The 13374-nt window shown below is 61.0% G+C and carries 6 protein-coding genes; 2 read left to right on the forward strand and 4 right to left on the reverse strand.

Features of this window, described 5'->3' with window-relative positions:
• On the forward strand, nucleotides 1-4282 hold a 4282-nt coding region (locus ABDB84_RS18080), incomplete at its 5' end, for a beta strand repeat-containing protein (RefSeq protein ID WP_345921178.1).
• 323 nt (nucleotides 4283-4605) lie between these two features.
• Here the strand turns inward: ABDB84_RS18080 and ABDB84_RS18085 are convergent.
• The gene (locus tag ABDB84_RS18085; RefSeq protein WP_345921179.1) at nucleotides 4606-6540 is read right to left on the reverse strand and encodes an EAL domain-containing protein; all 1935 of its coding nucleotides are present in this window, start codon (nucleotides 6538-6540) and stop codon (nucleotides 4606-4608) included.
• Between the two features lie 81 nt (nucleotides 6541-6621).
• Nucleotides 6622-7296 (reverse strand): transglutaminase-like cysteine peptidase, encoded by a 675-nt coding sequence (locus tag ABDB84_RS18090; protein WP_345921180.1) that lies wholly within the window; start codon nucleotides 7294-7296, stop codon nucleotides 6622-6624.
• A 250-nt stretch (nucleotides 7297-7546) separates the two neighbouring features.
• Here ABDB84_RS18090 and ABDB84_RS18095 point away from each other — a divergent pair, with 250 nt between their 5' ends.
• Nucleotides 7547-9343 (forward strand): TolC family outer membrane protein, encoded by a 1797-nt coding sequence (locus ABDB84_RS18095; protein WP_345921181.1) that lies wholly within the window; start codon nucleotides 7547-7549, stop codon nucleotides 9341-9343.
• Nucleotides 9344-9469: 126 nt separating this feature from the next.
• Here the strand turns inward: ABDB84_RS18095 and ABDB84_RS18100 are convergent, their stop codons facing one another.
• On the reverse strand, nucleotides 9470-9676 hold the full coding sequence (locus ABDB84_RS18100) for a SlyX family protein (RefSeq protein WP_345921182.1): 207 nt from the start codon (nucleotides 9674-9676) through the stop codon (nucleotides 9470-9472).
• Nucleotides 9677-9719: 43 nt separating this feature from the next.
• The gene (locus tag ABDB84_RS18105) at nucleotides 9720-13370 is read right to left on the reverse strand and encodes a DUF748 domain-containing protein (protein ID WP_345921183.1); all 3651 of its coding nucleotides are present in this window, start codon (nucleotides 13368-13370) and stop codon (nucleotides 9720-9722) included.
• Nucleotides 13371-13374 lie beyond the last annotated feature (4 nt).

Genomic DNA, 13374 nt, shown 5'->3' on the forward strand with positions numbered 1-13374 from the left:
GGCAGGTTCGGACTACAGCACGACACCAAGCTTCAGCAACAACGTGACCTACGCCAATGGCTTCGTCACTGTCCCGGCCAACGTATCCAGCTTCACCGTGAGCGTGCCGACGACCGACGATTCCATCATCGAATCGACCGAAACCTACACACTGAGTGTCGGTGGCAAGGTCGGTACCGGCAGCATCCTCGACAACGACACCCTGAGCGTCTCCTCGGTCAGCAGCGCCTCCGCTGTTGAAGGCACGGCAGTGATCCACACCGTCACCCTCAACAGTTACTCGACTGCAGGCAGCACCACCTTCGCGCTGAGCCTGGCCGATGTCAGCGCTACGGCAGGTTCGGACTACACGACCACGCCGAGCTTCAGCAACAACGTGACCTACGCCAATGGCTTCGTCACTGTCCCGGCCAACGTCTCCAGCTTCACCGTGAGCGTGCCGACGACCGATGATTCCATCATCGAGTCGACCGAAACCTACACGCTGAGTGTCGGTGGCAAGGTCGGCACCGGCAGCATCCTCGACAACGACACCCTGAGCGTCTCCTCGGTCAGCAGCGCTTCCGCAGTGGAAGGCACGGCCATCGTTCATACCGTCACCCTCAACAGCTACTCGACCGCGGGCAGCACCACCTTCGCGCTGAGCCTGGCCGATGTCAGCGCGACGGCAGGTTCGGACTACAGCACGACGCCAAGCTTCAGCAACAACGTGACCTACGCCAATGGCTTTGTCACCGTCCCGGCCAATGTATCCAGCTTCACAGTCAGCGTACCGACGGTCAACGACACCATTGTGGAGCAGACGGAAACCTACACCCTCAGCGTTGGTGGCAAAGTCGGCACCGGTTCGATCCTCGACAACGACACTCTGAGTGTCTCCTCGGTCAGCAGCGCGACCGTTACAGAAGGCACAGCAGTCGTCCATACCGTAACGTTCAATAGCACGGCAACGTACGCCACAAGCTTCGCATTGAGCCTCGCCGACGTGACCACGTCCGGTACGGCGGACTACACTGCGCCGACCTTCAGTGCTGGCGTGACCTTCGCCAATGGCTTCGTGACCGTCCAGCCCAATGTATCCAGCTTCACCATTACAGTACCGACAGTGGATGACACCATCCACGAATCGACGGAAACCTATACGGTCACGGTGGGTGGCGTAAGAGGAACAGGTACGATCCTCGACAATGACACGGCCAACGATACGGCTACGGTGAATGAAAGTGCGCTGTCGACCGGTACCGGTGGAGGAACCACGACCGCGATAGGTAATCTGCTGAGCAACGATGGCAGCGGCACCAGCATCACTAGCGTGGCCAGTGTGACTGATGGCGGCACCGGTGACCTCGACTCGCGTGCCGGCTACATTCAGGTAGCAGACGTTGAAGGTGGTAAAACCATCGGCTTCCTGACGGTCGATACCGCGGGCACTGGCGTGGGTGATTACACCTATACCTTGACTGCGGCTGCAGACAACAGTGCCACGGCCAACAACAGCAGCATCACCTCTAACTTCAGCTACGTTACGGACACGCTGACGGCTTCGCTCGGAGTCACCGTCGTGGATGACACCCCGTTGGCATACAGCCGTACGGTCGAAGTTGCTGCGACGACGGCCCCGAGCTACAACCTGGTTCTGGTTCTCGACATCTCGCGCTCGATGACTGAAGCGTTTGCCGGCGGTGAAGTACTTGAAGAGTCCTCCACTGCGGGTGTTGATGAGGTCACGACGCGTCTGGAAATGGCCAAGACTGCACTGATTGCACTGGTCAAGGCCTACTATGCCCTGACTTCTGACGTCTCGGTCAAGATCGTGACCTTTGCGGGTACAGCCAGCATCCTCAATAACAATACGGCCTACGCCAGTGAAGCTGCAGTCATCGCGGCCATCACCGCCATCACGGTCTCGACTGTAGGGGGTACCAACTATCAGGACGCCTTGGTCGACGCCACGACGGCCTTCGGCACCGTGGATAGCAGCGTAACTAACATTGCCTACTTCGTATCGGATGGTGCACCGACCGCATCGAACGGCAACAATGTGACGACAGATACCACGAGCGCAACATCCTCTTGGTCGACCTTCACGGCCACCAACAGCATTTCCTCGTACGCTGTCGGTATTGGTCAAGGCGTGTCGAACACGACTTACCTCAATGCCATCAACAATATCGACTCCGACAAGAACGGAACGAAGGACGCAGCAACCCTGGTGCCCGACCTGAACGATCTGTCCGAAACCCTGACCAACTCGGTCAACTCGACCTTGTCGAAGGGCAATCTGCTGACTGGTTCGCTGAACAGCACCTTCGGCGCCGATGGCGGTTATATCCAAAGCGTTTCGCTGAAGCTCGACACCAATGGAGATAGCGCTACGACGACGGCTGACGGTACGGTGACCTTCACCTACAACCCGACCACCAACCAGATCACCTGGACGACAGTTGGCAGCATCGCGGCAGGTACGGTCAGTGGCAGCACGCTCACGCTGGATGCCAGCAACGGCTTCACGCATGGCACGCTGACCATCAACTTCGCGACCGGCGATTACTCCATTGCAGCCACCACCGTGGGCGACAGCTATAGCGTCAGCTTCGTTGCCCGCGACAATGACGGTGACACATCCAGCGCTACGCTGAATGTCGGCGTGGTCAATGGCGCTCCGACGGCACGTAATGACTTTGACACCTTGCTGCCGACCGAAACCGCCTTCACCGGTAACGTGATCACCGGCATGAGCGAGGATCCGGGTCGCCCGATCAACGCCTCGGCAACGCTCTTTACCTCGACGACCGGCAATGGCGCTGACACAATCACCGACGATGCCAAGGTCACATCGATCACCTTTGCAGGTCAGACCATCAGCCTCACCAGCGCCAGCTCCGGAACCCTCAGCGGCGGCACCTACACAGTGACTGCAGCAGGCGTACTGACCTGGAGTAACACCACCACGGGCGCTTCGCTGACCTTCAACAAGGAAGGCTATTACAGCTACACGCCGGCCACCGCAGACCGTCCGACGCAAACCCTGGGTACGACGCATAGCGTATCGCTGACCAATTCCGCCACGGCCGCGACCAACAATGGTCTAACTGTCACCGCTGTGGGCATCAACACGGCAACCACACCCGACACGACGACGACCGGCACCGTAACGTACGGCAGCGTCGGGGTTGGCGTATCGGGTAGCGGGGTGACGACGACCAATGAGGACAACATCTCAGACAGCACCCAAGTAGACAATCTGGAGTCGCTGATCTTCACCTTCTCCAGCGCAAGTTACGCACAGGGCGTGGGCAACGTCGTCTTCACGATCAATGCCAACTCCAGCAATCTGGGCAGCACGACGGCCAACGGCGGCTCCTCGTCGCTGACCTACTCGATCTACTCAGTAGATGGCCACTTGCTGGGCCAGGTGACATCGACAGCCGAGGGAACCGTGGCACTGACTGGCTACACCAACATCGGCTATATCGAAGTGCAGACTTCGAGCGATGCGGAAGCCATCATCTCGGCCATCAGCTTCCAGGGCGTTTCGCTCGATACCACCACGACAGGTGTCACGCCGGTCGATATCACCTACACGCTGACCGACAGCACCGGTGACACATCGACCGCCACCCTGGAACTGACGACGATCAACAACCTCATCCATGGTAGTGACACCACAGCCAACACCATCACAGGAACCAGCGCCAACGACGAAATCACCGGCGGGGCTGGCAATGACACGCTCAGTGGCGGTGGCGGCCATGACATCATCAGCGGCAAGGCCGGCAATGACAGCATCACAGGCGGCTCTGCGGGTTACAGCAAGCTGTATGGCGACGAAGGCAACGACACTATCATCGCCCTCGGCGGTCACAACCACATCGAAGGCGGTGCGGGCAATGACACCATGACGGCCAGCTCGGCAGGTGCAGATACTTTCGTCTGGCACCTTGGCGACCAGGGCAGCGTGGGCACCCCGGCGGTTGACACCATCATCGGCTTCAACAGCTCGACCTCGGCAAATGTGCTCAATCTGCAGGATCTGCTGCAAGGTGAGTCGCACACCGGAACCAGTGCCGGTGACCTGACGAACTACCTGCACTTCACGGTCAGCGGTGGCAACACCACGATCCACGTGTCAACGGCCGGCGGCTTCGTTAATGGCTACAGCTCGGCACTGGATAATCAGCAGATCGTGCTGCAAGGCGTCGATCTGACCAATGGCGGAACGACAACCGACACCGCCATCATCCAGGCGCTGCTGACGGCCAACAAGCTGGTCACGGACTAAGCCACAAGCTGAACCCTGCTCAAACCGGACCACATGCTCACGCATGCGGTCCGGTTTTTTTATGTCTGCCCAATTGCCAGGCCCGATCAAGACGCACACTCAAAAGCCAGGCGCAGCGAGGCCGCAAAGACGCTGCACGCAACACTTGCACAGCAAGCCTACGCTACATCAGCAGCTTCACTCGAAGACCCACGTCATTCAGAGCAGCTCACTCAAACGCTCCGCTAGGCACTGCTCGACCCAGACGCGGGCAGAAAAAACCCGCCAGCAAACGCCGCAAGCATGCGGCGCCCAGTGGCGGGCCTGGATAAGCAGTGGAAAGATCAGGACGCTGCGGACAAGCGCTGTGTAACAGCCGGACCGGTGACGCCATAAACCCCCAAATCACGTAAGGCCTGCCATTCCGCCTCGCTACCCACACGCTCAGCGATCACGCGCATATCCATGCTGCTCGCGACGCTAACCACTGAGCGCACGAAGCGCTGGTTGCCCGCATGACTATCGATACCGGCGACAAATGCGCCGTCCAGCTTGACGTAATCGACTTGGATCTCATGCAGGCTGGGCAGCGCCGCAAAGTAGCGGCCAAAGTGCTCGACCCCCAGCTTGCAGCCACATTGCCGCGTTAGCTCAGACAGCGCCTTGAGCGCCTGCAGGCCGAGTTCGTCCATCAAAGTGCGCTCCGACACTTCAAGCCACAGCCGTTTGGCCTGTTCCGGTGCAGCGTTCAAACGCGTAGCAAATGCGCTCACAAAGCCAGCGTCATGCAATGAGGCTGGCGACAAATTCAGCGCGATATCGTGCGTCACACTGGCCAGGCGCTCAATCGCGAGATCCAGCGCCAGCAAGTCGATCTCGACCTGCCGCCCTTGGCGCAACACAGCGGGCATGAACAGGCCGGCCGACATCCTCACCCCATCATCGCCAATCAGTCGCAGCATCACCTCATCATGCAAGAGCTGACCGTCGATCAGCATGACAGGATAGGCCGACAGCTCGAAATGTCGATGCGCCAATGCCGTATCGACAGCCGTACGCCAGGCGGCGCCACTCAGTACGCCGGGACCATCCGAACGATCAACGCCCGCGATCGGCGGCTGCGCCGACTCTGCCATCATCAGCGCCGTATCCAGACGAGCCATGATGGCACTGACGCCGTCACCACGCGCATAAAGCGTCCAGCCCAGCGCAGCGGCGGGCAAGCGGTCAACCATTTCACGCTGGAACAAGCTCTCGACTTCGGCCAGCAGCGCCTTGCAGACGCTAGCAGCCTGCTCGGCATCCGCCCCAGTCAGCAGCAAGGCAAATTCAGCACCACCCAGACGCCCAAATACGGGCTCTTCTACACGCGTAGCGGCGCGCTTGAAAATATCGCCACAGGCCTGCAGGAGCGCATCGCCCCGCTCGCGGCCAAGACGACGGTTGATACCATCCAGATCCTGCACACGCATCGCACACAACACGCCGGACGGCGAGCGATCTTCATCCTCCACCATCTGACGCAGACCGGCGACAAAGAACTCGCGGTTCGGCAAGCTGGTCAGCGCATCGCGACTCGCCTCGGTACGCAGCTGATCGATACGCGCCGACTGCTCGGCAAACATCGCCTTGACGCGCTCAACCATCGCGTTCATGGCGCGCGAGACGATGCGCAGCTCCTTCACCGGCGGCTCCGGTGCGGTCAGGAAGCGCCGCTGGCCGATTTCTTCCGCCTGATGCACGATGACCATCAAAGGCCCCTTGAGCCAACGCATCAGGAAGGTCACCACCACGCCCAGCAGCAAGCCCACCACGGCCAGCGTCACGGCCAGACGCTGACTGCCTCGCCACAGGGCGCCATAGGCATAGCGTGCGCTGGCCCGCACCTCGACACTGCCAGCCTGCTTCCAGCCGTCGGACACATTGGCCAGACCCGGCTGCGCCACAATGGGCACCCAGCGCACAAAAACATCCGGAGCATCAGCCAGTTCGACGCGATTATGTCGCTCCACCACCACACGACCATTTACATCGCGAAACACGATGCTCTCGAAATGCCCGGAGTCGAACAGCGCCGACACCAGCAATTCACTCATCGCAGCATCCTTGCTTTGCTGCGACATCGACAAGGCCAGCGACGCGGCATTATCGGCGGCCTGTGCATACAGCTGCTGCGCGATGTAATCGCGAGCGGTCAGTACGCTCACCACGAAACTACCCGCCAAAGCGAGCAGCATGGCGCTCAGAACCCCAATCCACAAGCGCGTCAATAAAGACATGTGCACACCTCCAAAACATCAAAAACAACAAAAACGTCTTTTTCTATATTTAATTCATTCACAGAATCATTCACACCAAGCTCAAGGCGCATAACCCTCAGCCCGCATGCGCAGCAATAAATCCTTCCAGCGTGACAAGCGATCCACGGGCGCCGTAGGCTGTTCAGCCCCGGCCATCCACAAACCATCGGAATTGAAACTGAACACAGGCGTCAGATCTGTGCGCCGGCTGGCTGGCCGGATCTCCGCGAGCAAATTGTCCAGAATCAGCGGATCGGCCTGTGGCTGCGCGTAATAGCCCAGCACCATGTGGGCCACGCTGACCGTGCTGCCAGGGCCACCAAAACGCGCCCGAACATAAATCAGGCGCATGCGTGAAGCGGGCACCCCCAGTTCAATCAGGCTGAAATATTTGGCAATTGCGTAATCCTCACAATCACCGCTGGCACGACCGAGAAATTCCAGCGGTGTCGCCCAATAATCATCCTGCCCCCAGACGACGGTATCGTCTTGAAACTGGATATGACGGTTGAAAAAATCGTTGATCCCCTGCAAACGCTCCGACTCGCCCTGCCCCGTCAGGCGCGCCACAGACTCGCGCCAATCACGCACATTACGCACCGCCGCTGCGCCAAAACGCCCCTGAACATAAGTTCTCAGGCGATCTTCATCGATTGCGGCAATAGCCAATACGACTATGAAAAAGCTCGCAATAATAGTCAGCAGCCAGCGCGAACGGGAGCGCAAGTCAGTCATGTGTCTTAGCTGGCCTGGTTAAAAAAACTAAAATTCAGCAAAAAAATTTTCCGCACGTGTTCTAATCCAGCTCAAAGAAACTATAGAATCGTCTTGCAAAACATAAATTCTACGGGGACATCGGCCGGATATGACTTGCAAACCCCCCGTTTAGGCAAGCTTATCTTGCTAGCAGCACCTAGTCGCACGCGTAGTCCAGTTTAAAAAAATCAATTACTTGCTCAGAAAATCAGCCAGTCTGGAGAAACCGATGTATTCAAAACTGTATGTTGCTGTAGCACTTGCTCTCGCGCAAGTCGCCGTCGAAGCAGCCACCCTGAATGAAGTCACCGAACGCGCCCTGGCACGCAGCCCTGACGTGCAAGCCCGTTTGAGTGAATTTCTCTCGGCCTCCCAGGAACGGGATGCCACCACGGGTGCCCTGAAGCCGCGCGTCGACCTGGAGGGCTACTACGGCCGCGAACGTTTGGACGATAACATCGGTGGCGCTGTGAAGTTCAACCACCCCGGCGTTAATCTGCAATTGCGCCAGTTGCTCTACGATGGCAGCGCAACCCGCAATGAAATCCGTCGCGCCGGCCACACCAAGGCGACGCGCTATTACGAGCTGCTGGCTACCACGGATGACATGGCGCTCGAAGCCGCACGCGCCTACCTCGACGTGCAGCGCTATCGTCAGCTGACCCAGCTGGCACAAGACAACTGGGGCGTGCATAAGGAAACCTACGATCAGATCGAACAGCGCGTCAAAGCCGGTGTCGGCCGTCGCGTCGATCTGGAGCAAGCAGCAGGTCGTGTCGCACTGGCACAGTCCAACTGGCTGACTGAAACCAGCAACCTGCACGATGTCGGCGCGCGCTTCGAACGCGTCGTCGGTGAAACGCCGCCGGTGCTCGTCGACGCACCGAAGGTCACCGACAAGCTGCCGCCTGAGAAAGATGTCATCCTGACCTCGATCCAGAACAACCCCAACTTCCTGGCTGCGGTTTCCAATCTGCGTGCCGCACGTGCGCAAACCGCCGTGCGCCGTGCAGCCAATTCGCCGACCTTCGAACTGCGTGGCTCGCACAGCCTTGAGCGCAACCACAGCGGCGTGCCCGGCCACTACTCCGACACCGTCGGCCAGGTCGTCATGAACTACAACATCTTCCGCGGTGGCAGCGATCAGGCACGTATCCGTGCCGCGGAACAATCTTTTAATGCGGCGGTCGCCCAGCGTGACAAGTCCTGCCGCGATCTGCGCCAGACCGCCGCCATCGCCTGGCATGACATCGGCAAGCTGCGCGAACAGCTGCAATACCTGGAACAACACGTCCAGGCGACCGAAAAGGCGCGCGACGCCTATCGCCAGCAGTTCGACATCGGTCAGCGCAGTCTGCTTGACGTGCTGGACACCGAAAACGAACTGTTCGAAGCACGCCGTGCTCTGGTGCGCGCCCAGTACGATCTGAAGCTCTCCGAATTCCGCGTCCTTGCCGCCAGCCACCGCCTGCTGCCGGCGCTGGGTCTGGCATCGAGCAACGAGGCCACACTGGAGAGCCAGAACGACGAAAACGCCAATGATGCCGACGTCACCTGCAACACCGAGCTGCCCAAGTACGACGCGCTCGATACCGCTGCAGCCATGGCTGGCCGCACGCCGCGTCCGATCGTGGTGCCCCCGCCTCCGCCGGCCCCCGCTCCGGTGCAGACCCTGTCTGAGCAGTGCGCATTTGCCGCCAATGACTGGGCGGCAGCCTGGTCGGCCAAGGATCTGAACAAGTACCTCGGCTACTACTCGGACAACTTCCAGCCGCTGACCCGCGCTGACCGTGCTGACTGGAAGCGCTTCCGCGCCGAACGTCTGAACAAGCCGAGCATCTCGGTCAGTCTCGAAAAGCTGGGCGTGCGCCAGCTCAGCGAGAATAGCTGCGAAGTCTCGTTCAACCAGAGCTATCGCTCCAGCGACTACAACGACGATGTCGCCAAGAAGCTGGTGCTCGCCCGCGAAGGCAAGAGCTGGAAGATCATTCGTGAAATCGCGCCCAAGCGCGCCAGCACGAACTAAGCGTCCGACTCCGGCAAAATACAAAAGGCACCTGCGGGTGCCTTTTGTTTATCTGGCGAGCCGAAAATTGCCTGCTCGTCGAAGTGTTGATCGAATCAAATCCGTGGGCGTACGGTACAGGCCGTATTAATAATGCGGCGGGATATCCTCGCGCAGATCACGCCGCTCGGCGCTCCCCGCGCTGGCCGACTGCAATTGTTCATAGAGCACGCGGATCTGCTGCTGCAGACGGTCGATCTGCTCCTGCTGACGAAACACCGTGGTGTTGAGGGTTTCGAGCATATCCTCGGCAAAGGCGAGTTTGCTCTCGATGCTGATCAGACGTTGTTCCATGCAGAGGCTCCAGCTTGCCCAGCCCTGATATGGGCTGGACGATTTATTTGAGTGAAAAGATGACGCGCGCTGCGGCGCTCTCAGCCGAATTGGGCGAACTACCCACGACAAACACGCGCGCCAGGGCGACCTTGCCTTCGCCGACCAGCCAGTCGCGCACCAGAGCCGCACGGCGGCTGGCCAGCGCCTGCAAATCCTCCATGCTGACAGGGATATTGCTCAGCATAAGGGTCTCCATTTGTTCCGTCGGCAAGCTGCGGGTGATGCCCAGTACGTTGCGCGGCTTGTCGAATTTCTCTTGCTTGAACACTTGCTCAAGCAAGAGCGGATATTCCTCGCGGCTGATCCGCAAGGCATCAACCTCGCCCACGCTGTCGCCGCGCTTGACCATATTGGCCGCCTTGGCTGCACGCAGTTTGCTGTCCAGACGTTCGCGACGGATGCCATCCGCATCACGCTGCGGATCAGCGCTGCCGGTGATATCCACACTCAGCGCCGGCCGCGCATTGAGCGCCTTGGCCAGCGCGGCGAGCTTGGTGATGCCGGCCGGCGACACGCTGGCGCGGCCCGACTCGAAATCGAGATAGGACAGCTCGTCGCCCCCCTCGACCAGTGATCCCAGCAGCGCGAACGGCGAGCTCACCGCCTTGCTGACCAGATTGACCAGCACGCGCACGATCACGCTGCCAACGCTGAATTCCGGATCGTCGAGCGTGCCGCTGATCGGCAGATTGAGATCGATGACGCCACTGCGGTCCTTGAGCAGGGCCACCGCCAGCAAGACCGGCAAGCGCGTGGCGTCTGGACTGTCGATGCGCTCACCGAAGGTCAGCTGGTCGAGCGTGACGCGATTTTCCGCGCTGAGCTGGCGGTCGCGAATGCGGTAATCGACATCCATCGACAGCTTGCCCTTGCTGATGCCATAGCCGACATAGCGTGCGGCATAGGTGGACACGCCGGTGAGGTCGACGTCCGCCACGCGCGCATGGATGTCCATGATGCGGTCCTGGCGCAGGGGATTGAGCTGGCCCTGGATATCGACCGGCGCGCTGTGATCGAGCGCAGCCTTGAGCGCCAAACTCGCCACCGAATCCTCGCTGGAGGAGAGTCCATTGAGGCTGCCCGCCAGATCCGTGAGATTGGCGTTGTAATTGGGTTTGATGAAGCGGTCGCTGTAACTGACACTGCCGCCTGACAGCACGATGCGTTCGATATTGATTTTCGGCGCCGGGCCAGCCGCTGCCGGCACAGCGCTGGCGGCACTGCTGCTGGCCGCCGCAAGGTCCGCGCCCTCCCGGCGTGCGCCGCTCTGCACCAGCTCGCGCAGATTCAGGCGGCCCTGGCCATCGAGAATCAGGCGGGTGTAGAAATCCTCCAGCCGCAACTGGGCCGCGCTCAGTTCAAGTGGTTGGCTGCGCAGCTTGAGCTGACTCAGCGCCAGACGCTTCCAGCGCACGAAGTCGCTGGCATTGAGCTGGTCGAAAGAATTGAAATCCTTCACCGCCAGATCGCCGGTCCAGCTCACTTGCGGCGCCTGCGGCGCACTCAGATCGAAACCCAGCGTGCCCTTGGCATCGAGCGCGCCCTGGGTCAGCAGAACCTTGGTGAGATTGCTCAGGTAGGGCTGCGCGAACAAGAGTTCAACGCCACTGGCATCGAGCTGCAGTTTGCCGCTGAGCGGCGCCAGCCCCACATCACCCGCCAGCTTGAGACGTCCGCGCCGATTGACGCCCATCTCCAGCGCCAGCTGCGCCTTCTGGTTTGTTGCATTGGAGAGATTCTGCACGCGCAACTGCAAGGCATCGAGATTGAGGCGCAAGGGCTCGGCCGCGCTACGGTCTTCGAGGCTGGCACGCCAGCCAGCAATATCCAGCTTGCCCAGGCTCAGCTGCCAGGGCGGCGGCGCCGTGCCGGCGGGAGCGGCGGGAGCGGCAGCCACCGCTGCCACCGCCGGCGGCGCATTCACCGCAGTCGTCTGCGGATGACTGAACTGCCGCAGGAGATTGATGCCGTCCGCATCGCGCACCAGGCGCCATTGCGCGTCGCGGCTGCTGATTTGCGCCAGGGCCAGGCTGCGCTTGGCCAGATCGAGCTTGAGCCCGTCGAGCTTCAGGCTCGCCAGCTGCACGATGGGCTGCTTGTTGCCCGCTTCAGGCAGGCTGAATTCGCTCAGCTGCAGCGCACCCTCACTCAGCTGCAGGCCCGAAGCTGGCGCGTAATCCAGGTTCAGGCTGGCCGCCACTTGGCCGCGCGGCTGGGCGCTGCCCAAAGCGTCCTGATAATACGGGCGATACGCGGCGATCTGCAGGTCTGCCAGTTGCACACGCAAGCGCGCCGCGCTGCGTTGCGCGTCGAGTGTGCCGTCGAGCTGCACGCGGCCGCTGCGCTCCAGCTGCACGCTGCCCTGCAGCGTGGCTGGCGTGCTGGCGCCGCTGTCATACGCGCTGAGCTTGAGGTCGATTGGCGAGAACTGGCTGCTGAACCGCGTCGGCAGCGCATCGTCCTGCCAGCTCACGCGCCCCTTGCTGATCTGCAACTGGGCGACGGCAATATGCGGTGCACTCGCTTTGCTGCTGGCCGCCGCCGGCGCGCTGGCGTTAGCGGCAAGCGGTGAGGCATCGTCCGTGCCAAACAGGCGCGCCAGATCGATGCTGCCATCAGGCAGGCGACGCAGACGCAGCGTCGGTTCGCTCAGCGTGATCTGGCTGAAGCGCAGCTGCTGCGGCGTCGCCAGCGGGCGCAGGTCCTGCAAGCCGATCTGCAGGCTTTTCCAGGACGCCAGCGGCGCACCGGCGCGGTCCTTGAAGCGGGCATCGTGAATCGACACTTCGCCGCGCAGGCTCAGCGATTTCTGGCCGCTGGCCTGCTCGGACCAGACGCATTCCAGATGCGTGGCCAGCAAGGCTTGCTCAATTTTCAGCGGCAGCTTGGCGGGCACATAAGCCAGGTATGGCGTGACGTCGAAGGCATCGAGATCGAGCGCCAGCGTCGCCTCGCGATGCGCGGCAAACGGGCGCATCTTGCCGCTGAGTTCGAATTCGGTGCCATTGATGGTGGCCGACAGACGCGGCTCGACCTCCAGATGCACTTGCGAGGGCACGGTGGAGACGAAGGGCAAGCCGATACGCAGCGTGTCGACCACGTGATGGAAGTGCTCGGGCTGATCGTCGAATTCGATGTGGCCGCCATCGAGCTGGATATTGTTGATCGCAAAACGCAGCGGCTCGGCGTCCGTGGGCTTGGGCTGCGCGGCGAAGCGATCGAGGATGTCGCTGAAACTGAAACGGTGCGCATCCAGGCGCGCGAAATACAGCTGCGGCGAGACCACGCGCAGGGAGCGCAGCACGGGTCCGCGATGGAACAGCGAAGCCCACAGTTCCAGATTGGCCTCGACGCGTGCGACCTCGACGAAGCGCCCCTTGCCATCTGCGTCGGCAATGCGCAAGCCATCCAGCGCTGCACTCAGCGCAAAAGGATTGAGCTGCAAACGCTCCAGGGTGACAACGCGGCCCAGCGCCGCGCTGGCCTGCTGCTCGACCACGCCGCGCAAGAGCGGTGGCGCCACCAGGAAACCGAGCACCGCAACGAGGCTCAACACGCCCGCAGCGATCCACAGGATGCGGCGCGTACGCGGCCGTCCCAGCTGCATCCTCAGCGCGCTGCGCAAGGCAGCCAATGAAAGGGCGATCTTCATGCGG

Origin of the sequence: Uliginosibacterium sediminicola, assembly GCF_039631295.1 — a bacterium.
Classification (GTDB): domain Bacteria; phylum Pseudomonadota; class Gammaproteobacteria; order Burkholderiales; family Rhodocyclaceae; genus Viridibacterium; species Viridibacterium sediminicola.